The 24,697-nt window shown below is 68.9% G+C and carries 18 protein-coding genes; 16 read left to right on the plus strand and 2 right to left on the minus strand.

Annotated features, from left to right (window positions below; translation table 11 throughout):
- Positions 1-104 precede the first annotated feature (104 nt).
- The 6 genes from EFY87_RS16095 to EFY87_RS16120 all read left to right on the plus strand — a co-directional run bounded on the left by EFY87_RS16095 (position 105) and on the right by EFY87_RS16120 (position 6,473).
- Positions 105-1,640, plus strand: coding sequence for an MFS transporter (locus EFY87_RS16095; RefSeq protein WP_158607679.1), 1,536 nt, complete (start codon positions 105-107; stop codon positions 1,638-1,640).
- 74 nt (positions 1,641-1,714) lie between these two features.
- The gene (locus tag EFY87_RS16100) at positions 1,715-1,963 is read left to right on the plus strand and encodes a phosphopantetheine-binding protein (RefSeq protein WP_123272521.1); all 249 of its coding nucleotides are present in this window, start codon (positions 1,715-1,717) and stop codon (positions 1,961-1,963) included.
- A 30-nt stretch (positions 1,964-1,993) separates the two neighbouring features.
- Positions 1,994-2,767, plus strand: coding sequence for an SDR family NAD(P)-dependent oxidoreductase (locus EFY87_RS16105; protein WP_220093668.1), 774 nt, complete (start codon positions 1,994-1,996; stop codon positions 2,765-2,767).
- A gap of 3 nt (positions 2,768-2,770) precedes the next feature.
- The gene (locus EFY87_RS16110; RefSeq protein ID WP_123272523.1) at positions 2,771-3,676 is read left to right on the plus strand and encodes a DMT family transporter; all 906 of its coding nucleotides are present in this window, start codon (positions 2,771-2,773) and stop codon (positions 3,674-3,676) included.
- 3 nt (positions 3,677-3,679) lie between these two features.
- Entirely contained in the window at positions 3,680-4,345 is a 666-nt protein-coding gene (locus tag EFY87_RS16115; RefSeq protein ID WP_148043377.1) for a DUF3159 domain-containing protein, read from the plus strand.
- Between the two features lie 49 nt (positions 4,346-4,394).
- A complete protein-coding gene (locus tag EFY87_RS16120; protein ID WP_123272525.1) occupies positions 4,395-6,473 on the plus strand; it encodes a bifunctional phosphatase PAP2/O-acyltransferase family protein in 2,079 nt (692 codons plus the stop codon).
- Positions 6,474-6,493: 20 nt separating this feature from the next.
- Here EFY87_RS16120 and EFY87_RS16125 read toward each other — a convergent pair whose 3' ends face one another.
- Positions 6,494-7,702, minus strand: coding sequence for a PucR family transcriptional regulator (locus EFY87_RS16125; RefSeq protein ID WP_158607680.1), 1,209 nt, complete (start codon positions 7,700-7,702; stop codon positions 6,494-6,496).
- Positions 7,703-7,800: 98 nt separating this feature from the next.
- Between EFY87_RS16125 and EFY87_RS16130 the strand changes: the two genes are divergently transcribed.
- Genes EFY87_RS16130 through EFY87_RS16160 form a run of 7 tightly spaced genes read left to right on the plus strand, consistent with a single transcriptional unit; the run spans position 7,801 to position 18,238 of the window.
- A complete protein-coding gene (locus tag EFY87_RS16130) occupies positions 7,801-8,685 on the plus strand; it encodes a squalene/phytoene synthase family protein (RefSeq protein WP_158607681.1) in 885 nt (294 codons plus the stop codon).
- A 1-nt stretch (position 8,686) separates the two neighbouring features.
- Positions 8,687-9,547, plus strand: coding sequence for a presqualene diphosphate synthase HpnD (hpnD, locus tag EFY87_RS16135; RefSeq protein ID WP_123272528.1), 861 nt, complete (start codon positions 8,687-8,689; stop codon positions 9,545-9,547).
- Positions 9,544-11,946 (plus strand): hydroxysqualene dehydroxylase HpnE, encoded by a 2,403-nt coding sequence (hpnE, locus tag EFY87_RS20390; RefSeq protein ID WP_158607682.1) that lies wholly within the window; start codon positions 9,544-9,546, stop codon positions 11,944-11,946. Before hpnD ends, hpnE begins: the two co-directional genes overlap by 4 nt.
- Before the next feature lie 7 nt (positions 11,947-11,953).
- Entirely contained in the window at positions 11,954-13,936 is a 1,983-nt protein-coding gene (gene shc, locus EFY87_RS16145; protein WP_123272529.1) for a squalene--hopene cyclase, read from the plus strand.
- On the plus strand, positions 13,933-15,414 hold the full coding sequence (gene ispH, locus EFY87_RS16150) for a 4-hydroxy-3-methylbut-2-enyl diphosphate reductase (RefSeq protein ID WP_123272530.1): 1,482 nt from the start codon (positions 13,933-13,935) through the stop codon (positions 15,412-15,414). The genes shc and ispH overlap by 4 nt, the downstream gene beginning before the upstream one ends.
- Positions 15,414-16,418 carry an adenosyl-hopene transferase HpnH gene (gene hpnH / locus EFY87_RS16155; protein WP_220093669.1) on the plus strand — a complete coding sequence of 335 codons (1,005 nt, stop codon included), beginning with the start codon at positions 15,414-15,416 and terminating at the stop codon, positions 16,416-16,418. Before ispH ends, hpnH begins: the two co-directional genes overlap by 1 nt.
- Positions 16,418-18,238, plus strand: coding sequence for a 1-deoxy-D-xylulose-5-phosphate synthase (locus EFY87_RS16160; RefSeq protein ID WP_123272532.1), 1,821 nt, complete (start codon positions 16,418-16,420; stop codon positions 18,236-18,238). The genes hpnH and EFY87_RS16160 overlap by 1 nt, the downstream gene beginning before the upstream one ends.
- 118 nt (positions 18,239-18,356) lie before the next feature.
- On the opposite strand, the gene EFY87_RS16165 is transcribed toward EFY87_RS16160, so the two are convergent.
- Positions 18,357-19,901 (minus strand): CCA tRNA nucleotidyltransferase, encoded by a 1,545-nt coding sequence (locus EFY87_RS16165; protein WP_281276214.1) that lies wholly within the window; start codon positions 19,899-19,901, stop codon positions 18,357-18,359.
- Positions 19,902-20,012: 111 nt separating this feature from the next.
- On the opposite strand from EFY87_RS16165, the gene EFY87_RS16170 reads away from it, so the two are divergent.
- From EFY87_RS16170 to murJ, 3 genes are read left to right on the plus strand one after another with little or no spacing between them, the layout of a single operon-like run.
- Positions 20,013-20,498, plus strand: a complete 486-nt coding sequence (locus EFY87_RS16170) for an NUDIX hydrolase (protein ID WP_123272534.1) — start codon at positions 20,013-20,015, stop codon at positions 20,496-20,498.
- On the plus strand, positions 20,446-22,845 hold the full coding sequence (locus EFY87_RS16175; RefSeq protein WP_123272535.1) for a DUF6049 family protein: 2,400 nt from the start codon (positions 20,446-20,448) through the stop codon (positions 22,843-22,845). The genes EFY87_RS16170 and EFY87_RS16175 overlap by 53 nt, the downstream gene beginning before the upstream one ends.
- Positions 22,838-24,685: a murein biosynthesis integral membrane protein MurJ gene (gene murJ / locus EFY87_RS16180; protein WP_123272536.1), complete on the plus strand. Its 1,848-nt coding sequence runs from the start codon at positions 22,838-22,840 to the stop codon at positions 24,683-24,685. The genes EFY87_RS16175 and murJ overlap by 8 nt, the downstream gene beginning before the upstream one ends.
- Positions 24,686-24,697: the final 12 nt, after the last annotated feature.

Below are 24,697 nucleotides of genomic sequence, written 5' to 3' on the forward strand. Positions count from 1 at the left end.
ATCACCGGTTGCAAAACCGGAGGATGCCTCCGTATAGTTCTAAGCGGAGTTACGCTCCGCTTACCTGTCCATGGTACGCCTCGCTCTCGCGAAGGACCTATCTCGTGACCATTCCTACCAAGCTTCGCCTCACCGCGTCCGCTTCCGGCGCATCGACGTCACCAGCCCCGTCCCCCATCCGGACCAGGCTGGTCCTCCCGGCCGTGCTGGTGACGCAGCTGATGCTCGTGCTGGACGCCGCGATCGTGAACATCGCACTGCCCGACATCGGGACACAGCTGCACATGAACTCCACCTCGCTGTCCTGGGTCGTGAACGCCTACACCCTCACCTTCGGCGGCCTGCTGCTGCTCGGTGCGCGGGCCGGCGACCTGCTGGGGCGGCGCACCACGTTCCTCGCCGGTATGGCGGTCTTCGTCGCTGCTTCGATGGCCGGCGGGCTGTCGCAGGGAGAGGGACTGCTGCTCGCCTCGCGGGCCCTGCAGGGTGCTGGCGCCGCGTTCGCAGCGCCGTCCGCCCTGGCGATCCTGATGTCGCTCTACAAGCCCGGCGCCGAGCAGACCCGCGCCGTCGGCTGGTACACGGTCGTCTCCGCGTCGGGAGCTGCCACCGGCCTGCTCGCGGGCGGCATACTCACCTCCGTCGCCTCCTGGCGGTGGGTCTTCTTCGTCAACGTCCCCATTGGACTCGCGGTGCTGGTCGCCGGCTACCGAGCCCTGTCACGGGACAAGGGGGTACATGGCTCCGTCGACGTGGCGGGTGCACTGCTCGTGACAGTCGGAATGTCCTCTGTCGTCTACGGATTCATCCGGGCCGCCTCCGACGGATGGCTGGAGTCGGGCACGCTCGCCGCCTTCGGCGTCGGCCTCAGCCTGCTCGTCGCATTCCTCGTGGTCGAATTGCGCGCGACCTCGCCGGTCATGCCGCTGCGCCTCTTCGCCGACCGCGACCGAGCCACGGCATACGTCGCCCGGCTGCTGCTCGTCGCCGGCTCGCTCGGCTCGTTCTTCTTCATGAGCCAGTACATGCAGATCGTGCTCGGCTGGACTCCCTGGCAGTCCGGACTCGCCTTCCTGCCGTTCCCGGTGACCATCTTCATCAGCTCGCAGGTGGTCGCACGAGTGGTCTCCCGGCATTTCTCGACCCGGACGATCGCTGTGGTCGGCACCGGCCTGTCCACGGTCGGCATGCTGCTGCTGACGACACTGACCGCACACACGACCTACTTGCAGATCCTGCCGGCCTTCCTGGTCTTCGCACTGGGCAACGGCATCGCGTTCGTCCCGCTGACCACAGCAGGCCTCGCGCGAGTCGACAAAGCCGACACGTCGGTAGCCTCCGGCCTCGTCAATGTGACACAGCAGCTCGGCGGCGCGCTCGGTCTGGCAGTACTGGTCACCGTGTTCGCAACCGCTGGAAAGCACCCCGCTGCCGCACACGGGGCCGGCGCCCACTCCGTGGACGTCTTCGTGACCGGAGCAGACCGCGGATTCCAGGTCGGCGCACTCCTGCTGCTCGTGGCGTTCGCCATGGTGCTGCTGGTGATGCGTCGCAGCCCGGGTGGCGCGCAGCAGAGACGAGCCGCCGATCCGGTGGAGCAACTGCGCGACACCGAGGAGATCGCGCTCGAGGTCGGCTAATGGGCCGAACTAAGGGTATCCTCAGGAAGCGGATGTCAGAATGAATTCGTGCCGTTCCCGAGGAGGTTGCTGCGATGGTGTCCCTGAAGGCTGCCGACGTGCGCGCCACGATCGCTGCGCTGATCGATGTCCCGATCGACCGCATCTCCGACCAGGAGAATCTCATTGAGCACGGGATCGACTCGTTCCGGGTGATCCAGCTGGCCGAGCGCTGGTCGAAGCTCACCGGCCACGTCGTGCGCTTCGCCGATCTTGCGGCCGAGCCCACCCTGGCTGCTTGGAGCCGCATCGTCGGGGTGACCGCCGACGCCTCCTCGGCGTGACCGGCTGACCGGCCGGCGGTGCGAATGAGGTTGCCCGGCACCGTAGCGCTCGTCACCGGCAGCAGTAGTGGCCTCGGCACCGCGATCGCCCGCGAACTCGCCCGGCGCGGGGCGAGTGTCGTCACACACGGCCGGGACGCGGAGCGCGCCACTGCGGTGGCCGCCGAGTTGGGCGCGTCATACGTCCTGGGCGACCTGGCCGACCCGGAACAGCCGCAGCGCATCGTCGACGAGGCGACGCAATCGCACGGCCGGCTCGACCTGGTGGTGCACAACGCCGGCCGCGGCTGGCAGGGCAGCTTCGACACGATGACACCCGAATGCATCGGCGAACTGGTCGCGACCGACCTCACCGGGCCGATGCTGCTCTCCCGTGCCGTCCTGCCGCTCCTGCTGCGCCAGGGCCGCGGTCATCTGTGCTTCGTCACCAGCATCGCCGGACGCACCGGAGTCGCCGGCGAGGCGGTGTATGCCGCAACGAAGGCCGGACTCGACGCGTTCGCGGATTCGCTCCGGCTGGAAGCCGAAGGCACCGGTGTCGAGGTCAGCACGTTCGTGCCGGCGGTCATCGACACGGAATTCTTCGCGCGCCGCGGGACGCCCTACGCTCGACGATCGCCGAAGCCGCGCAACCCCGATCATGTTGCCCGGCAAGTGGTTTCGCTGATCGAGTCGGGCAAGACCGAACGCTGGAGCGACCCCCTGCTGCGCATCGCACCGGCGGTGCGCGCGGTTTCGCCCGCGGCATACCATCGAATGGCGAGACGTTGGGGGGAGAAGACACGCATGCCGGGAGGAGGCTGACCGATGCTCTGGCTGGTGCTGGCGCTCGCCTGTGCCGCGGCCTTCGCGTTCGCGCTCTCGGCGATGCTCGAGCAGCGTGCGGCGGCGCAGTCGTCCGCGGCGCATCCCCTCGGCACGGCGCACGGCTTCGCCGCGTTCATCCGCGCGCTGGTGCGCCGCAAGCTCTGGCTGACCGGCTTCGTCATCAACAACGTCGGCTTCCTACTCCAGGCGGCCGCGCTGCACTTCGGCAGCGTCGCGCTCGTCCAGCCGGTGATGGTCAGCCAGGTGCTCTTCACCCTGCTGCTCACCGGCCTCGGCGGCCGGCTGCAGCCGTCCGCCAGGGACTGGCTCTACGTGCTGTGCATCTGCGCCGGGCTGATCGTGCTGCTGTCGGTCAGTGGCGCAGCGCCCCTGCACGGTTCCGCGGACCGCGGTCAGGTGATCTGGGTGCTGCTCGCGATGGCCGCGGCCGTGGTGCTCCTGGTGGGCAGCGCGCGGGGACAATCCGACGCACGCATCGCGAGTCTGTTGCTGGCGATCGCGGCTGGCATGTGTTTCGCGGGCAACGCGGTGCTGACCAAACTGACCACCGAGGACCTCTTCGGGCACGGCGTTCTGCACACTGCGCTCGACTGGCCGGGGTACAGCCTTGCCGTGGTCACAGCGTCGGGCCTGCTGATCGAGCAGGCCGCCTTCGCGCACGGCTCACTGCCGTGGGCCGTCGCCGCCATGAGCATCACCAACCCGGTGATCAGCTACCTCGCCGGCATCTTCGGCTTCCACGTGACCGCACCGCACACGCCAGGTGCACTCGCGGCGGTTTCGGTGACCGCCGTGCTGGTCGGCGTCGGCATCAGCGGGCTGGCGCATTCGCCGCTGACCCGCAGCAAGACACTGGACCGTTCACAGGTGGCGGTGTCATCGTGAATCATGCCAATGCCACCCGCGGCGACCTCGCCGGCGTGTCGACTGATCATCGACAAGAAGTTCGTGCGCACCTGCGCGATCCGAGCGGTGCGCCTGGCACTCGAAGCCGCCGTCATACCCGCGCTGCTGCTGTATGCCGCGCTCGCCACCGTCGGCCAGGTGTGGGGGCTCGTGTCGGTGCTCGTGTGGTCCGGCCTGATCGTCGCCGTCCGGCTGCGGTCCCAGTCGACCGTGCCGCGAACGCTGCTGCTCGCGGTGCTCATGCTGGTGGGGCGCACTTCGCTGTCGCTGGCCCTCTCCAGCATCTACGTCTACCTCCTGCAGCCGATCGCCGGTTCGCTGCTGATGGCCGTGATCTTCCTGGGCAGCGCGGCGATCGGCAAACCGATCACCAAGCACCTGTGCCGCGACTTCATCGCGCTGCCGCAGATGCTGTTTCACGACAAACGCGCACACCGGATGTTCACCCAGGTGTGCGTCCTGTGGGGCATGTCCCGGCTGCTGGATGTCGGGATGAACCTGGGTTTCCTGCACCTGGGTGCGCGCGACGCGCTGCTGTCCCGGGGGGTGTTCAGCACCACCTTGACGGTGCTCACCGTCGCCGTCTGCATCGCCTGGGGCTGGAGCAGGTTGCGACGGATGCCGAACTTCACCATCGCCTTCGCCTGAGCCACGGCGGCCGGGCTTCCGATCGGCCGACCTAGGGCGGTATGACGTCGTGACCGCGCACTCCCAGCACCACCTGCACGTGCACCTGCCGCAGGTGCGTCGACCGCAGCTGCGCTGGCCGGGCCTGCCCAGGACCCGGCGGCCCGGGTTGCTGGGCGAACTCGGCCTGGCGGCGTTGCTGCTGGCGGCATACCTAGGTGTCGACACGATCCGCGGCGCGGGGCGCGCGGCGGCCGCCAGATCGCACGGCGAGCACGTGCTCCGGCTGGAGCAGTGGCTGCACATCGACATCGAACACGGCCTGAACGCCTGGCTCGCCACGCACCCGGGCCTGATGACCGCGGCGAACTACGAATACGCGACGACCTACGTGATCTCCGCGATCCTCCTGCTGGTCGGCACCTACCTGTGGAGTCCGCGGCTCTACCGGCAGGCGCGCAACTCGTTCATCGTGCTCAACCTGCTCGCCTTCGCGTGTTTCGCGCTGCTGCCGATGACCCCGCCGCGGATGCTGCCAGGTTTCATCGACACCGTCGCGACCGGGCGAACCGTGGGGTCGTGGGGTTCGCCGATGGTCGCGGACGCCAACCAGCTGGCCGCCATGCCGTCCCTGCACATGGCGTGGGCGCTCTGGGTCAGCGTGATGCTCGCCCGGACGTCGCGCCGGCGCTGGCTCCAGGTGCTCAGCGCGGTGCACGTACTTGTCACACTGTATGTCGTGCTCGCCACCGCCAATCACTATGTGCTGGACGTCCTGGGCGCTGCGGTCGTGGTCGCCGCGGCGGTCGTGGCGACCGAACGATGGGACGCGCATCATCCGGGAGAGCGGATGCCCACCTCCGACGCGTTCTTCCTGGACGTGGAGACCGACGACAGCACGCAGAACGTCGGCGGGCTGGCCTTGCTGGCCGGCGACGCGAGCTACGAGGAGATCCGCGCCAATCTCGACGAACAACTCGACGTGCTGCCGCATTTCACCGACCGGCTGGTTTCGGAGGAGACGCCTCGCTGGCTGCCCGCGGGCCCCATCGACTGGTCGCATCACCTCGTCGAACTCACCGTGCCGGACGGCGGTGACCTGGAGTCCGTGGTCGGTGCGCTGACCGCGCAGCGACTGCCGCGGGATCGCCCGCTCTGGCGGGTGTGGCTGATCCGCGGGCTCGGAGATCGCGTCGCGTTCTGCATCGTGATGCATCACTGCATCGCGGACGGAGTCGGGGCGGTGGCGAAACTGCTGCACCTGCTGCAGCCGTCCTACGAGCTGCCGATCCCCGACCGCGCGGGTCCTGGGCCGCTGCGGCGCGCCGGCGGCGTCATACAGGGCCTGGCGCAGCTGGCGACCGACGGCAGACCGGCGGCCCTGCTGCCTGCAGGTGGTCCGGAACGCGGGTTCGCGACCGCGCAGGTGCCACTCGCTGCGGTGCAGCAGGCGGCCCGCAGTCACCGGATGCGCGTGACCGAGCTCCTACTGGCGGCTGCGGGCACCGCGCTCGCGGAGGTCGACCCCGCGCTCGCCGATGCCTGCGGCAACCGGCTTCGCGTCTCGGTCCCCGTCATGCTTCGATCACCCCACGAAGTTTCTCCCCCGCTTCGCTCCTCCGAATACTTCGCGGGGACCCCGATGAGGAAGCGGCGATCACCCGGAGCCGATGAGGACGGCAACCTGACGGGCGCGGTGATCGTGGACGCACCGGCACTCGATGCGCCGATCGACGAAGTGCGCGACGAGGTGCGCCGAGCCACCGCGGCGCTGCGCACGCCGACGCGCGCTCTTGCCTCTCGCTGGGTGATGGCGACTGCGCTGCGTGCCGTGCCGCACGCCGGGCGGCGCTGGTTCGGCCGAACCGTTTACGGCCGCAAGTATTTTCAGGCCATCCTCTCCAACATGCCGGGCCCGGACCGGCCGTTCACGATGGCGGGATATCCGCTTGACGAGGTCTACCCGATCCTGCCGCCGGCACCCGGCATACCACTGACCATCGGCGCGCTCAGCTGGAACGGCGTCCTGGGGTTCACGGTCGTCACCGACGCGAACACCCTCGACGCGCGCACGTTCCTGGACGTCCTGCAGGACAAGGTGCAGCAGCTGCGCGGCGTGCCGGACGACGCGGAGCCCGTGCTCGGGTGAAGCGCCGTCGCGGGCCCGGATCACTCCGGCGGCGCGCCCCAGACCAGTGCGAGGAAGAGTTGTGCTCGCTGCTCGGGGTCATCCAGCGCGTCGCCGAACAGGCCGCGCAACTGGTCCAGGCGGTAGCGAACCGTCTGCGGGTGAATATGCAGTTCCGCGGCGACGGCCGAGCGGGAACCGAAGTGCCGCAACCAGCTGGTAAGCGTCTCGGTGAGGCGCTCCCGAGTGCCGGCAGGTAGCTGAGTGAGCGGTTCGAGCACGCGAGATCGCAACGCCACCAACAGTTCCGGGTTGCGATGCACCAGGACCGTGTCGATGTGCTCCGGGACGAAGATCAGTCGCGCCGGCAACACACCGGCATCCTGCAGGCGTCGCGCACCACGCGCCGCGCGCATGCTGCGCCGGGCTTCCGTCACGGGAACGGGGGCTCCCACGACGGCAGGGATCCGTCCGAGCGCTCGCTGCAGCCGGGGCTCGATGCCGGCAACCCATGGCACCAGCCAGCCCACCACGTCGCCCACGTGCACGACGAGCCACTCCGGGTCCAGCCGCGGCCGGTAGGTCAGCGGTGGCTCGTCCTGATCACGCAACAGCACGAACGCCAGCTGATCCGGCACCGCCCACCCGGCCTGATCGGCAGCCAGCAGGATGGCGTTGCTGTCGGGCACCGTCGACATCAGCAGGCCGGACAGTTCCCCGCGGGCCCGGTGCGACACGAGTCCGCGTTCGGACTGCTCGCGGACGTAGCCCTCGGTAGTGCGGGCAGAGATGTCATGCGTCAGGGTGAAGAGCGTCTCGGCCAGCCGCGACAGCCGGTATGCGTCCAGGCCGACCTCCATCGCCTCCCGGGAGATGTGTGCCCACGCGATGCGCGCACCCGCCTGGTATGCCGTGAGGATCCCGTTGAGGTCCCGGCCCTGCTGGAACTGCGCGCGCCCCAGCTGATCGAACATCTCGACCAGCAGCGGATCCAGGTCGGGAGACACCACGGCGTGCTCGAGCGGATCGCCGCTGAGACCTGCCATCAACCGCGGCACGACCTGGTCGGCCGCTTCTTCGAGGGATGTTCCACGCGCTGCGACGAACGCCAGACAGGCGGGCCACAGCACCGCGAGCTCGTCGGCAACCTCCGCCATGACTTCGGGAAAACGGGCGCGCAGCCGTGCCTGCAAAGCCTGCAGTTGCGCCGGCGGTTCCGGGGTCTCGACCGCCTTCAGAGTCTGCCCCATAACAAACATGTCTATCACTCAGTGACAAATGAACCCGCGCAACGTCACACAATCCGGTGCAGCGCATGGGTATTGGTAGGGACCATCCTGGTATTGAGATGATCGACGTAACTCCGTCCCGCGGCGTCGAAACCACGGACAGCGCCCCGAATGCAAGCACCGAGAACTTCCCGGTTGCGTTGCGGATCCTGCCTGCCGCCCGCCGGCACGCATTGCTGGCGATCTACGCGGTTGCCCGGGCGATCGATCAGTTGGGGGACGCCGCACCCGGCGACCGGACTGCTGCACTGGCTGCGTTCCGCAGCGACCTGCACCGGCTGGGCGACGGAGACACTCCCGCCGAACGGGTGCTGCGCGACCTGGCACCACATGCCAAGCGATTTGCGTTGCCGTTGCAGTGTTTCGACGACTTGATCGAGGCAAACCTGGTCGACCAGACGGTCACCCGCTACGCCGACTTCGACGCGCTGCTCGGCTACTGCGCGCTCTCGGCCCACCCGATCGGCAGGCTCGTGCTCGCCGTTTTCGAACAGACGACCCCGGCGCGCGTTGCCTGGAGCGACTCCGTGTGCGCCGCGCTGCAGGTGCTGGAGCACTGCCAGGACGTCGTGGAGGATCACGCCGCAGATCGAATCTATCTGCCGCAGAACCAACTTGCCGCTGCCGGCCTGACCGACACCACGATGCTCCGGCCCGCCAACGCTCTCGCGCTGCGGCGAGTCGTCCTGGACCAAGTACGCACCGCGCGCGAAATGCTCGGCGCAGGAACGCCGCTCGTTGCCGGCCTGCGCGGCTGGGGGCGTGTCGCGGTCGCCGGATATGTCGCCGGCGGACTGGCGACGGCCGATGCGATCGACCGCGCGGGCGGTGACGTCGTCACTGGCGCACCAGTGCGGCCGAGCCGGACACGCATGGCACGTCACGCGATACGACTGCTGGTGACAGCGCGCGCCACTGCCCGGACGCCGTCCAGGAGGCCGTGAAGTGACCATCGAACAGGCTTACGCCGCAGCCGAGACCGTCACCCGGACCGAGGCGCGCAACTTCTACTACGGCATCCGGTTGCTGCCGGTCCGCAAGCGGCACGGCCTCTGCGCGCTCTATGCGCTCGCCCGGCGTATCGACGACATCGGCGATGGCAACGCGCCCTTGGAGCACAAGCGCGCTGCGCTGGCCAAGGTCCGGAAACAGTTGTCCGACATCGACTCTGCAACCGATCCCGTGCTGGTCGCCGTCGCTGAGACCGCGCGACGCTTCCCGGTGCCGCTGGAAGCCTTCGACGAGTTGATCGATGGCGTGGAGATGGACTTGGCGGACACCTCCTACGAGACATTCGACGACCTGCGCGTCTACTGCCGGTGCGTCGCCGGGTCGATCGGCCGGCTGTGTCTGTCCATCTTCGGCAACGGCACCGACCCGAGAGCACCGCTCTTTGCCGACCAGCTCGGGATTGCGTTGCAACAGACGAACATTCTGCGCGACATCCGCGAGGATCTACTGCTCGGGCGCATCTACCTGCCGCGCGAAGAACTGGCCGACTTCGGAGTTCGGCTGCAATTGGACGACGCGGGCACGCTGCACGACCCGGACGCGCGACTCGCGTCATACATCGAGTTCGCCGCCCAGCGCGCACAGCACTGGTACGAGCTCGGGTTGCGTCTGCTGCCCGAGCTGGACCACCGCAGCGCGGCATGCTGCGCTGCGATGTCCGGCATCTACCATCACCTGCTGGTGCGGATCCAGCAGAACCCGACCGTGGTCTACGAACGCCGAATGTCGTTGCCAGCACACGAGAAAGGTCGTGTCGCACTCGTCGCACTGACCCGGGCGGTGTTGCCCGGATGACGGCGCGGACCCGGCCTTCAGTCTGCGTGATCGGCGGCGGTCTCGCGGGCATCACGGCTGCGCTCGACCTGACGGATCACGGTGTCGACGTCACCCTGCTGGAGACCCGCGCGCGGCTCGGCGGCCTCACCCACTCCTTCCAGCGCGGCGAATTGTGGGTCGACGGTGGTCAGCACGTCTTCATGCGGTGCTGCACGGCATACCTCGGCCTGCTCGACCGACTCGGCGTGCGGCACCTGACCCACCTCCAGGACCGACTTGACGTGCCCGTCGCGAGCGAGACCAGCGAGCGGCGGACACGCCTGCGCCGCAACGCAATGCCGGCGCCGCTGCACCTCGGCGACACGCTGCTGCGGCATACCTGGATGTCTCTGGGGCAGCGGGCGCGTGTCGGACGCATCGCACTGGCGCTCGGCCGGCTCGACCCGGCCGACCCGGCTGTCGACGCCCAGTCGTTCGGGCAGTGGCTGCGCCACAAGGGCGCCGACGACCGGTCGATCGAGGTGCTCTGGGAGCTCATCGGCAAGGCAACGGTCAATGCGGCCGCAGATGACTGTTCCCTGTCCTTGGCAGCGACCGTCTTTCAGGTAGGGCTGTTGTCGAGCGCGGCTGCTGCCGACCTCGGGTGGTCGCAGGTGCCGTTGCAGCAATTGCACGGGGATGCGGCGACACGGGCGCTCGCCGATGCGGGCTGTGTGGTGCACCTGCGCACCAAGGTCGTCGACGTCCGCACCGACAGCACCAGTGTGCGGGTGATGACGCCCAGCGGGTCTGCGTCGTATGACGCCGCGGTGCTCGCGATCCCGCCGCAGGCGCTGGAGCGCGTTGTGGATCCGGCGGAGCTCGGACTGCGTCACGATGTCGCGTCCCGGCTCGGGCTGACCCCGATCATCAACCTGCACCTCGTGCTCGACCGCCCGGTTCTGGACACTGATTTCGTTGCGGCAGTGGATAGCCCGTTGCAATGGGTGTTCGATCGCACGGCATCCTCCGGGCTGCGCCGCGGCCAATACCTGGTCATGTCGCTGTCGGCCGCGGACGAGCTGATCGGCCGGTCCGGTGCATGGCTGCGCGAGTGGGCGATGCCGCACGTGCACAGCCTGCTGCCGCGCGCAGCCGATGCGATGGTGCTCGACTTCTTCGTCACTCGTGAGCCGGAAGCCACCTTCCGGGCGGCACCCGGCAGTGCCCGGTTGCGTCCGACAGCACACACCACCCACGAGCGCGTCGCGCTGGCCGGCGCCTGGACCGACACCGGCTGGCCCGCAACGATGGAGGGCGCTGTGCGCAGCGGGCATTCAGCCGCTCAGGTGGTGCTCGACACGGTGCCCCGGACGGCCACCCAAGCTCCCCGAGCTGACCGTAATCCGCACGGTATGACGGAGGCAACGCCCATGAACGACTTCGCCAAGGCCCAAGAGCTGACCCGCACGCTCATCACTCCCGCACTGCACAAAGCAGTGGACACCCTCGACGGCCAGGAACGGCTGGTGGTCGCCTACCACCTGGGATTTGTTGACGCACAAGGAAACCCGGTCACGGACGACGGCGGCAAGAAGCTCCGGCCGACGCTTGCACTGCTGGCGGGCGCGGCCGCGGGCGTCGACCCCGCACAGGTCGTTCCGGCTGCGGTGGCCGTCGAGCTGGTGCACAACTTCTCCCTCGTGCACGACGACATCATGGACCGCGACCGCACCCGGCGGCACCGCGAGACGGTCTGGTCGGTCTGGGACGAAGCGACGGCGATCCTGGCCGGAGATGCACTGCAAACACTCGCCTTCGAGACTGTGCTGGCCGACGGCACCGCCCGTGCCGCATCGGCTGCCTACCTCCTGGCGACGACCACCCGCGAACTCATTCACGGCCAGATGCTGGACATGCAGTTCGAGACCCGGACACAGGTGCCGCTGTCCGAATGCCGGGCAATGGCAGCAGCCAAGACCGGCGCGCTGCTGGCCTGCAGCACCGAACTGCCGGCCGTTCTGGCCGGAGCCGACCGGGAACAGCGGGCCGCTCTGGCGTCATACGGCCGTGGGGTCGGGCTCGCGTTCCAGCTCGTGGACGACCTGCTCGGCATCTGGGGCGAACCGGAAGTCACCGGGAAGTCCAACCACTCCGACCTGCTCGCCAAGAAGCACTCGCTGCCGGTCAGCTGGGCGCTGGAGCAGCCCGACTCCGACTCACTCGCTCAGTGGTATGCCAACGGCGTGCCATCGGACACCGAACTCGCCCGAATCGCAGCAGAACTCGACGACATCGGCGCACGCGACTGGTGCCGGGAGAGCGCCGACGCAGCCGTCACGGACGCCATCGCGGCCCTTCACCGAGCCGACCTCGACCCGAACGCCGTCGCCGGTCTGACCGCCGCGGCCCACTACGTCACCGGAAGGGACGCGTGACCCTCTCATGACCGACCTGCTGACCGGATCCACCGAGACCAGCGACGGTTTCGCAGTCTCCGCACGCGCAACGCTCGACCGCGCAGTGCAGTGCCTGCGTGACCTCCAACTGCCGAGCGGCGCCTGGAAGGGCGAGCTCGAGACCAACGTGACGATGGACGCGGAAGACATGATGCTGCGCGTCTTCCTCGGCATCGACACCCCTGACACCCGGGACCAGACGGCCCGGTGGATCCGCAGCCAGCAACGCTCCGACGGTACCTGGGCGACGTTCGCCGGTGGCCCGGCCGACCTGTCCACGACGGTCGAGGCATGGATCGCGCTACGGATGGCCGGCGACAAACCCACCGCGGAGCACCTTGTCCGGGCGCGCGAATTCATCGTCACCGCAGGCGGTCTGGAGCAGACACGAGTTTTCACGCGCGTGTGGTGCGCGCTGTTCGGGTGGTGGGACTGGAAGGACCTGCCCAACTTGCCACCGGAACTCCTGTATCTCGGCAAGCACCTGCCGTTCAACATCTACGACTGGGGGTGCTGGGCTCGTCAGACGATCGTCCCGCTGACCGTCGTCGGCACGCTGCGGCCCAAGCGCCGGATGACGTGGAACATCGACGAGTTGCGGACCCACTCCGGCGCGAGCCGGGCGCCCCGGTCCGCGCGGTCCACAGCAGACAAGGCATCGGACGTGGCGTTCCAGCAGCTCGACAAGGCGCTGCACGTCTACCACCGGCACGCTCTCCGGCCGATCCGGCGGGGCGCGCTGCGCCGCGCTGCGGAGTGGATCGTCGCGCGCCAGGAAGCCGACGGCGGGTGGGGCGGCATCCAGCCGCCGTGGGTCTACTCGATCCTTGCGCTGCACGCGCTCGGCTATCCGCTGGACCACCCCGTGCTCAGCGCGGCCATCACCGGCCTGGATGGTTTCGTGATCACGCAGGACACTCCCGACGGCCCGGTGCGCCGCCTGGAGGCGTGTCAGTCACCGGTGTGGGACACCGGACTGGCGTTGAACGCCATGCTCGACGCCGGTGTGGATGCTCGCGATCCGGCGCTGCGGAAGGCGGCAGATTGGCTGATCGACGAGCAGATCACCGCGCCGGGAGACTGGACGGTGCGGCGACCGAAGCTCCCGTCCGGCGGGTGGGCCTTCGAATACGCCAATGACAACTACCCCGACACCGACGACAGCGCCATCATCGTCATGGGCCTGAGCCGGGTGCTGACGACCCGGGCGCCGCTGCAACAGCAGGCGGTCTCGCGCGGCATCGCCTGGACCGCCGGCATGCAGTCGAAGGACGGCGGCTGGGGCGCGTTCGACGCCGACAACACCAGCGGCTGGCCGGCCCGGCTGCCGTTCTGCGACTTCGGCGCGGTCACCGACCCGCCGTCCGCCGACGTGACTGCCCACGTCGTCGAAATGCTTGCCGCTGCAGGACGTTCCCGCGGTGCACGGTGCCAGCGCGGGGTTCAGTGGCTGCTCGATCACCAGGAGTCCGACGGCTCCTGGTTCGGGCGGTGGGGGGCGAACTACGTCTATGGCACCGGTGCGGTGGTGCCTGCACTCGTCGCTGCCGGCGTGTCGCCCGACTCCGCCGCCATCCGGGCGGGCGTGCGCTGGCTCCGCGACCACCAGAACGCCGACGGCGGGTGGGGTGAGGATCTGCGGTCGTATGACGACCCGGCCTGGATCGGGCGCGGGGACTCGACCCCGTCGCAGACCGCCTGGGCCCTCATGGCGCTCGTGGCTGCAGGCGAGCTGGGCGAGCCGCTGCAGCGCGGTATCGACTACCTCGTGAAAACCCAGCTCCCGGACGGAAACTGGGACGAGAACCGCTTCACCGGCACCGGCTTCCCCGGCGACTTCTACATCTCCTACCACCTCTACCGGTTGATCTTCCCGGTCTGGGCACTCGGCCGGGCACTGCGCGCGCTGCGGGGCGGCGAGCAGGGTGATCGACCGAGCCTCGGGCTGACAGCGAAGGAGAGCTCATGACGCAGACCGCGTGCAGGGCCCAGGTGCTGACGCCACTGCGCCTCGAACGGATGGCGCTCGAGCACGGAATGCGCGCTGCGCCATACGTTTCCGGGCGTGGGCCGCAGGGCCGGGCGCCGCGCACCGACCTGCCCACGGTCGTGGCCGGTGTGGCAGGTTCCTTGGCACCGCACGTCCGACCCGCCGACCTCGTCGTCGCTGACCGGCTGCGGACGGGTCGCACCGAGGTGGCGCTGCCGTCGGCGCCGTTGCTCGCCGGCGCGCTGCGCCGTGCCGGGCTGACCGTGCATGTCGGCACGGTCGAGACCGCCGACCACGTGGTGACCGGTGCCGAGCGGCGCCGGCTGGCAACGTCCGGGGCACTGGCGGTCGACACCGAATCCGGCTATCTGGCAATGCAACTCGACCCCACGCGACTCGCCGTCGTCCGGGCGGTGGTTGACACGGACGACGACCCGCTGGTCCACCCCGGCACCTTGAAACGCGGTGTCGCGGCACTGCGCTCACTGCGCGCTGCGGCTCCCGTCATGCAGGACTGGCTCGACGTCTGCGGCGACCGCACAGTCGTCCGCGCCGAGCCACAGTCCTTCTGCGCGGGCGTCGAACGCGCCATCGAAGTCGTCGAACGCGCCATCGCGATCCACGGCGCACCCGTCTACGTGCGGCGTCAGATCGTGCACAACACGCACGTCGTCGCCGACCTCGAACGGCGCGGAGCAGTGTTCGTGCACGAACTCGACGAGGTGCCCGAGGGCGCAGTCGCCGTGCTCGCCGCGCACGGTGTCGCACCGTCGGTGCGGGTGCAAGCGGCCGAGCGACACCTGCAGGTGATCGACGCGACCTGCCCTCTCGTGGCGAAGGTGCACCAGGAAGTGCGCCGCTTCACCGGCGCCGGACGCACCGTGTTCCTGATCGGCCACGCCGGGCACGAGGAAGTTGTCGGCACCACCGGCGAGGCGCCTGACCACGTCGTGCTCGTGGAGTCGACCGCCGACGCCCGCCGGGTCGAGGTGCCCGACCCGGAGCGCGTTTCCTACGTGATGCAAACCACGCTGTCCGTCGAGGAAGCCGAGGAGATCGCTGCAATCCTGCGGGAGCGGTTCCCGGCTCTGCAGGCGCCCCGCCGCGACGACATCTGCTACGCCACCAGCAACCGGCAGCAGGCGATCCGGGAAGTGGCGGCCGTGACCGACCTGATCCTCGTCGTCGGCTCGCCGAACTCGTCCAACTCGTTGCGGCTGGCCGAGGTCGCTCGCGCGGCGGGCACCCGAGCGCATCTCATCGAGGATGCGTCCGCGCTGGAACTGCGCTGGCTGCGCGGCGCGCGCCGGATCGGCATCAGCGCCGGGGCGTCGGCCCCTCCTTCGCTCGTCACCGAACTCATCAACGCCCTCGCAGCACTGGGCGACCTCCAGGTCACCCAGGCCGGCGGAGTCACCGAGACCATGCAATTCACCCTTCCCCGAGAGGTCGTCTGATGCCACACATGCCGCTGCACCAATCCCTACGTCTCGGGCAGTACCTCGCCAAGCAGAAGCTGCTGCGCCGCGACAAGTTCCCGCTATTGGTCGAACTGGAGCCGCTTTTCGCCTGCAACCTCAAGTGCACCGGCTGCGGCAAGATCCAGGAGCCGGCCGCACTGCTCAAGCAGCGCATGCCCGTCGAACAGGCCGTCGCAGCCATCGAGGAGTGCGGTGCGCCGATGGTCTCGATCGCCGGTGGCGAGCCACTCATGCACCCGCAGATCCACGAGATCGTCCAGGAGTTGCTCGACCGCAAGAAGATCGTCTTCCTGTGCACGAACGCGCTCCTGATGGCCCGCCACATCGACAAGTTCACCCCGCACCGCAACTTCTCCTGGATGGTGCACGTCGACGGCATGCGGGAGCGCCACGATGCGTCGGTCAGCAAGGAAGGCGGGTTCGACGCCGCCATCGACGCGATCAAGCTCGTGCAGTCCCGCGGCTTCCGGGTCATGACGAACACCACTGTGTTCAACAGTGATTCGCCACAAGACGTGATCGACGTGCTCGACTACCTGAACGACGAGATCAAGGTCGACAACATGCAGATCGCGCCGGGTTATGCCTATTGGAAGGCACCCGACCAGGAGGGGTTCCTCGGCGTCGAAGAGACCCGTGCGCTGTTCGCGAAGGCGTTCGGAAACGGTCGCCGGCGCAAGTGGCGCCTGAACCACTCGCCGCTCTTCCTGGACTTCCTCGAGGGCAAGGTCGACTACGAGTGCACGCCGTGGGCGATCCCGTCGTACAGCCTCAAGGGCTGGCAGCGACCCTGCTACCTGCTGGACGACGGCTACGTCTCGACCTACCAGGAGCTCATCGAGGACACGGACTGGGAGGCGTTCGGACGCGGGAAGGACGAGCGCTGCGCGAACTGTATGGCGCACTGCGGCTACGAACCGACCGCTGTGATCGCCACGATGGGTTCGCTCAAGCAGACCATCCGGGCGGCGGTGGCGTAATGTCCGCGCCGGACCTGCTGCGTCACGTCGCTTCCCCTGGCGACCTGAAAGTGCTGCCGGCAGAGGAACTTCCGGTGCTGGCCGCCCACATCCGGCGCCGCCTGGTCGAGGTGGTGACCCGCACCGGCGGACACCTCGGACCCAATCTCGGGGTGGTCGAGCTTACGATCGCGCTGCACCGGGAGTTCGATGCCCCGCACGATGCGATCGTCTGGGATACCGGGCATCAGAGTTACGTGCACAAGATGCTGACCGGCCGGGACGACCGCTTGGAACTCCTGCGCACCGCCGGTGGGATCAGCGGCTACCCCGCGCGCTCCGAGAGCGACTGCGACCTCGTCGAAAACTCCCACGCCTCAACGGCTTTGTCGTATGCCGACGGACTGTCTCGTGGGTTCGAGCTGACCGGCCGCAACCGGAGGGTCGTCGCCGTGGTCGGCGACGGCTCACTGACCGGTGGTATGGCGTGGGAAGCGCTCAACAACATCGGCGCCGGCCACCGCCCGGTGATCGTCATCCTCAACGACAACGGCCGGTCCTACGACCCCACCGTCGGCGCGCTGGCGGGCCACCTGGCGCAATTGCGGTCGGGCTCGGCCGAGTCGAATCTGCTGGAAACAATGGGTTTCGGTTACATCGGACCGGTCGACGGTCACGACTTCACGGCCCTGGAACGCGCACTGCGCAAGGCACACGCGAGCACCGGCCCCGTCGCCGTGCACGTCCTCACCCGCAAGGGACGCGGCTATCCGGCGGCCGAGCAGGACGAGGCCGACCGGATGCACACGATCAGCCCGGCGCCCGTCCCGTCCGCAGTGTCCGCGGTGTCCGCGAACACACCATCGCAGTCTCGATCCGAAGCGTGGACAACGGTTTTCGGGTCCGAACTGGCGGCCATCGGAGAAGAACGTGCCGACATCGTGGCACTCACTGCCGCGATGCGGCTGCCGACCGGGCTGGGCGCGTTCGGGGAACGCTTCCCGCACCGGCTGGTCGACGTCGGCATCGCCGAACAACATGCGGTGACCTGTGCCGCCGGACTGGCCACGTCCGGCCTGCATCCCGTCGTCGCGATCTATTCGACATTCCTCGGCCGGGCCTTCGACCAGGTGCTAATGGACGTCGGATTGCACCGGTTGCCAGTTACTTTCGTGCTCGATCGGGCAGGCATCACCGGTCCGGACGGACCGTCGCACCACGGGGTGTGGGACGTGGCGATGCTGCGCGGGATCCCGGGAGTGCGGATAGCCGCTCCCCGGGATGCGGTGCGCTTGCGGGAGCTTCTGCGTGAAGCGCTCGCCGATGAGAGCGGCCCCACGGTGCTGCGTTATCCGAAGGGAACCGCTCCGGCGCCGGTGTGCGTGCACTCTCGCATCGGGTCGGTCGACCTGCTGACCCCGCACAATCTGAGCACCAAGGTGCTGCTCGTGCCCAGCGGGCCGATGGCGACGGTGGCGGTCGCTGCTGCCCGCCGGCTCGCGTCGATGGGCGTCTCCGTGACGGTCGCCGACCCCCGCTGGATCCACCCGCTCGCGCCCGAACTGATGACCCTCGTGTCCGCCCACCAGGTCGTGATCACCCTGGAGGACAACACAGTCGACGGCGGGCTCGGTGCTGCCGTGTCGGTCGCAGCGCACCGTGCCGGGCTGGCGACCCGCGTCATCCCGCTGGGCGTGCCGGTCGCGTTCGTGCCGGTCGGTGAGCGCGACGAGCTGCTCGCGTCATACGGCCTGGACGCCGAGCACGTCGTCGACACCGTCCTCGCGACGCGCTGGCGGCGCGGCAGCAAGCACCGCTCGGTCTCGCTCGCCAGCATCTGAGCGCCGGCGCCCGACACCGAGCGGGGTAGTTCTTCGCCGAGCGGGGTAGAAATGCGGCCCCGGGACCACCGCGGATGTACCCCGGTCGATGGCTATGTACCCCGGTCGGCGAGTTGCGTCACGACGACGACGCGTCGGCCTCCGGTTGCCCGGCCCACCAGCGCAACAGTTCCTCGCGTGCTGCCGCCTCGCCGACCGGCCCCTGGTCCAGCCGGAACGCGAGCAGATGTTTGTAGGCACGGCCGAGCACGGGTCCCGGCGGGATGCCGAGGGTTTCGGCGATCTGGTTGCCGTTCAGCTCGGGCCGGATGGCGTCGAACTCCTCCTGCTCCCGCAGTGCCGCGATCCGCACCTCCAGGCTGTCGTATGCCGCCGCGAGCGCCGCCGCCTTCCGGCGGTTGCGGGTGGTGCAGTCCGACCTGGTCAGCAGGTGCAGCCGGGACAGCAACGGGCCGGCGTCGGTGATGTAGCGACGCACCGCCGAGTCGGTCCACTGCGAGTCGACCTCGCCGGACGCATCCCGTGACGGGACACCCGGGCCGCCATACCCGTGGAAACGCAGGTGCAGTTCGGTCAGCCGGGAGACCTGCTTGATCGTCTCCTTGTCGAAGCGCAGCGCACGCAACCTCTTGCGCACCAGCTTCGCGCCGACCATCTCGTGGTGATGGAAGGAGACACCGCCGCCGCTCTCGAAGCGCCGCGTCGCCGGTTTGCCGATGTCGTGCAGCAGCGCCGCCAGCCGCAGCACCAGGTCCGGCCCGGGCACGAGCTCGGGCTCGGCGAGGCCCGGCACCACCCGATCACCCTCCAGCGCCATCGCCTGCTCCAGCACGGTCAGCGAGTGCTGGTAGACGTCCTTGTGCCGGTGGTGCTCGTCCACCTCGAGCCGCAGCGCGGGCAGCTCGGGCAGCACATGGTCGGCGATGCCGGTGTCGACCAGCAGCGTGAGCCCGGCACGTGGGTCGGGCGCCAGCAGGAGCTTGACGAGTTCGTCGTGCACCCGCTCCGCCGAGATCATCTCGATCGAGCCGGCCAGTTCGGTCATCGCGGCCTGGGCCTGCGGGTCCACGGTGAATCCCAGCTGGGCCGCGAACCGGGCTGCCCGCATCATCCGCAGCGGGTCATCGCCGAACGATACCTCCGGTGCGGACGGGGTGACCAGCATGCGGGCGGCGAGCGCGGCCAGGCCGTCATACGGGTCGACGAACTCCACGCCGGGCAGGCGCAGCGCCATCGCGTTGACGGTGAAGTCGCGGCGGACCAGGTCTTCGGTGAGCGAGTCGCCGAAACTGACGACCGGCTTGCGGGTCTGCCGGTCGTAGGCGTCGGCGCGGTATGTCGTGACCTCCACGATCGCGTCGCCCTTCCGGGCGCCGATGGTGCCGAAGTCGCGGCCGATGTCCCAGGTCGCGTCGGCCCACGGCTTCAGCAGTGCCTCGATCTGGTCCGGCCGGGCCGACGTCGTCAGGTCGAGATCGTGGGAACTGCGGCCCAGGAACAGGTCACGCACCGGCCCGCCGACCAGCGCCAGCTCGTGACCGGCGGCGGCGAACATCCCGCCCAGCTCCTGCAGCAGCGGCAGCACGGGCGCGAGGTTGCGGGCGGCGCGGCGCTGAAATTCGCCGTCGGACGGGCGCGACTCGGGGGGAAGGGACGAAGGCACCACCACAGGGTAGGCGAGCGCAGCACCCGGCCCGATCAGTGTGGTGGTGCATCGCCAGATGAATCGCCGGATCCACCGGGTAGGCGCCAGGACGCGGTTTACAGTGTTGGGATGACCACCTATCCGCCGCGTGCCGACCGCCCGCTGCGGAGGCTGCCCTCGGTGGAGGAGACGTCCGCCGGCGGGGTCATCATCGACGTCGCGGGCGGCTACGCATGGATTGCGCTGATCGCCCGGCTCAATCGCGCCGGCCGCGTGGAATGGTGTCTGCCGAAGGGTCACGTCGAGCCCGGCGAGACACTCGTCGAGACCGCAGTTCGCGAAGTGCATGAGGAAACCGGCATCATCGGACGTGCGTTGGTCACTCTGGGAACGATCGACTATTGGTTCAGCACCCCGCAGTTACGCATCCACAAGCGGGTCCATCACTACATGTTGGAGGCACTCGGTGGCGAGATCAGCATCGACGGTGACCCCGATCACGAGGCCATCGACGCGCGCTGGTTCCGGCTCGACCGGGTGCAACGGAAGCTGACCTTCCCCAATGAGCGACGCATCGTCCAGACCGCCTGGCACCACCTGGCTCCTTCGGCATAACCACTTCGCCGCCGCCTGCGCGCTGCTCGCGCTGCTGGTGTGTCTGGTCCCGCTCGGCATACCCCGGGCGAACGCTGCGTCGAGTTCGGTCAGCATCTCCGTGGACACCAACGTCCCGGCGGTGTCGTCCGGCAGTCAGCCGATCGTGGTGTCCGGCACCATCACCAACACCGGTTCCACCCGCATCGCGCACCCGGTCGTCCACCTGTCGGTGAGCAAGCAGTTGCTCGACAGGCAGACGACCGCGGATGGCTGGATGTCGGGCTCGCTCGACATCCAGCCGCTGACCCAGGTCGCGACCGGATCTGCCGACGCCGTCAGCCCCGGTGGAGTGACCTCGTTCGCGGTCACCATCCCTTCGGCCAAGCTGAAGTTCGGCTACGGCCTGGCGTCGCTGCCGCTGCTGGTCACCGTCACCGACGGGAACTCGACTGCGGCGTCCGCCATCCGCGGCACGGTGCGCACTGCGGTGCAGCAACAGAACACGGCCGTGCACTCGCCCCTGCAAGTCACCATCGTCGTACCCCTGACGCTGCCCGCCGACCCCGATCTGTTCGGACCGGACAACACGACCCGCGCCCAAGCCTGGGAGCAGGCCCTCGGCCCGGACGGGCAGGTCCAGCAGACTCTCGATGCGTTCTCCGGTATGCCGGTGACGTTTGCTGTCGACCCTGCGCTGCTCGAACCTCCCGCCGCGGCGGATGACAACGTGCCGTCGCCGACTCCGACCCCGACGAGACCGACCTCGACACACTCGTCGACACCGTCGTCATCGCAGGGGACTGCCGAGTCGTCCGGCTCGGGCACGACACCGAACCCGACCAGCACGGACGCCCCGACCTCCAGCACCGACGCCACGGACCGGAGCAGCACCGCGGCACCGACCGGCGCGGAAAGCCCGGGCACGGGGTCACCCTCGCCCACCAGCACCAGCACCACACCCCCGACACCTGCCGAGCGCATCACCACCGCCGTCAACGGACTGATCAGCCGGCTGGACACACTCGATACCGGCCAGACCGTGTGGTGGCTGCCCTTCGACGACCCGGACCTGGCCGGGCTCCAGGCCGCCGGCGCCCCGGGTGCCCGCCTCCTGCAACGCGACCTGACCCGGGCACTGCCGGCCGCCGCGCGCCGGGTCAGCACCACCCGCGTGCTCTGGCCGACCGGGGATGTCTCCGCGTCCACAGTGACATCCGCCGCCCGTCAGCTGAAGAGCGACACGTCGTCCGTGCTCGCCGTCCTCCCGACCCGCGCCGTCGGCAGCGCCCAGACCGAGGCCACCTACCGGGTCGCCGGAACCTCCGGTGTGCTGACGTATGACGAGCGCCTGTCCAGCCTGTTCAGCTCCTCCACGACCTCTCCCGGTGTGCAGAGCAGCCGGCTGCTGACCGATCTGCTCGCGCTCTACCAGCAGTCGCCGGGCACGCCGCGTTCGGTGGCGCTGGTCGCGCCCCGAACCGGCGGTGCCAACCCCATCCAGCTGGCAACACAGGTGCAGGCATTGCAGGCCGCACACTGGGTGCAGCTGCGCACCGGCACCGCCACCGAGCAGGCGTTCCGCACGGCGCCGGCCACCGCCCTGCTGGCTGAGCCGACGAAGGGCACGCCATACCCCAGCGCACCCGCGGTGGCCATCACCGCCTCCGAACTGCGCGACCTCGACCGGTCCCGCCACCGGCTGGCGGCGCTGCAGAGCGTGCTGGTCGGCGGCAACGAGGTGCTGCCGGAGCGGCGCCAGGCACTCGACGTCATCGGCTCGACCCGCTGGAGGGGTGCCCGCGCTCAGCTCGCCGTGGTCGCCGACCGGGACAACGCCGCCGTGTCCAGCATGCTCTCGAAACTGTCGGTGCGTTCCTCGACGATCAACTTCTTCGCCGACTCCGGTGACATCAGCGTGACCGTCTCCAACCAGCTGGCCCGGCCGGTGCACGATGTGCAACTTCTGCTGGTCCCTCGCAACTACCTCGTGCAGGTGACCGAACCGCAGAAGGCTGCCGATATCGACGCGGGCGCACACGCCACGGCCCGGTTCCACCTCAAGGCCGTCGGCGGTGGCACCGTCCCGGTCGACGCCGTCCTGCTCGCACCGGACGGCTCGCCGCTGGGTGCGCCCGGCCCGCCGGCGCAACTGAAGATCAACGTGCATCCAACCTCGGGGTGGATCATGTGGGTCTTGGGTGCGCTCGCGGCGCTGATCCTGGCGATCGGCCTCTGGCGCGCCGTACGCCGTGGTCCCCGGACCGCGGCAGGGACGAGGTCGACCGAGAAACCGCTGTCACAGAACGCCATCGTTGACGCCGGGCCGGTGGAACCACCGACGAAGGACACGGAGACCGATGACTGACGAGAGCCGGCCCACCCTGGGCCAGCTGTATGCCGAGTCCGAACCGCACCCCGTGGTGCCGAGTTCGCCGGAAAGCGGTGCGAGCCTCGGTTCGCTCTACTCCGCGTGGATCGGCGAGGACTCGGGCTACCTGCCGCTGCCCGACCCCGATGTCGTGCAGGCACGCAAGGACGCCATCGCACGCGGCGAGGACCCCGACTCGGCGACCGGCACCGCGGCCATGCCGGTGCAGGCGCCGCCGCCGGAAGGCGGCATCGGCCGGGCCAGCGCGATCATGGCCGCGGGAACCCTGGTGTCCCGGGCTCTCGGGTTCCTGCGCAGCATCCTGATCACGGCACTCATCCTCGGGGTTGCCGGCAACGTCTGGAACACCGCCAACACGCTGCCCAACCAGATCTACATCCTGCTCGCCGGTGGTGTAATCAACGCGGTCCTGGTGCCGCAGATCACCCGCGCGCTGAAGGATCCGGACGGCGGTCAGGCCTACACCGACCGTCTGCTCACCCTCGCCATGTCGATCCTGCTCGGTGCGACGGTCGTGTTCATGGCCGCCGCACCGGTGATCTTCAAGCTCGGCTACCTCAGCGCAGGCGGCGAGGCATGGAAGCTCGGCATCATCTTCACCCTGTTGTGTATGCCGCAGCTGTTCTTCTACGGCCTCTACACGCTGCTCGGCGAGGTGCTCAACGCGCGCAGCAGCTTTGGCCCACTCATGTGGTCGCCGGTGCTGGCGAACATCTTCGCCATCGCCGGACTCATCTGGCTGCTGGTGCAGTATCCGAGCCACCCGATCACCGACCCGGGTGCCTGGACGACACCGATGGTTCTGGTGCTCGCCGGGTCCACGACCCTCGGCATCGCCGCACAAGCGATCGTGCTGGTCATCCCGTTGCGCCGCTCGGGCTACACCTGGCACCCGAACTTCTCGTTCCGTGGTGTCGGCCTGCGCAGCACCTCCACCGTCGCCGGCTGGGCGTTCGCTTCGGTGATCACCCAGCAGATCGGCCTCTATCTGGTCACCAGCAACATCCTCAACGGCGTGCCGTCCGCCAATATCGCCCAGAGTGACGCGTTCCTCTTTTTCATGCTGCCGCACTCGCTGGTGACACTGAGTCTGATCACCGTGCTGTTCACCCGGATGTCTCGCGCAGCGCACGAGGGCCGCACAAAGGCAGTCACCCAGGACTCCGAGCTGTCACTGCGACTGTCCTCAGTTGCGACCATTCCGTCGACGGTGGGCATGCTGGTGCTCGCAGCACCACTGTGCGGCGTGTTCTACCTGCCCATCGCAAGTGCGGTCGAGCGTCAGAGCATCGCGCTGCTGATCGGACTGGTGCCGTTCACGGTCTGTGTCGTCGTCCAGCGGGCCTTCTTCGCTTACGAGGACGCCCGCACCCCCTTCTTCATGCAGGTGTGGTGCACGGTCATCACGACCGTGCTCGCTCTGCCGTGCCTGTTGCTCCCCCAGTCCTGGATCGGCTTCGGAGTCAGCCTCGCTGGATCCATCGCGTACTTCGTCGAGGCCACCATCGGCTACCGCGCGTTGAAGGCAAAGCGCTTGCCGCAGCTTCGCATGGTCGGCGTCGCCCACACGTGGGCCCGGCTCGCTGTCGCCTCGGTCCTAGCCCTGATCGCTGCCTTCGTGGTGCGTTTCCTCCTCAGCGAGGCGGTCGGCACGTCTTCACGCTCCGCCAATCTGGTCATCCTGTTGCCGACTGTGTTCGTCTTCGGTGCCGTCTATGTCGCGGTCGCCCGGCGCCTGCATGTCAAGGAGATCGAGGAACTCGTCGGCGCGGTGAGCAGCCGGCTCGGCGGTGTCCGGCGTCTCTTGGCCCGCTGACCGACCAGGTTC

Source organism: Flexivirga caeni (genome assembly GCF_003724155.1).
Classification (GTDB): Bacteria; Actinomycetota; Actinomycetes; order Actinomycetales; family Dermatophilaceae; genus Flexivirga; species Flexivirga caeni.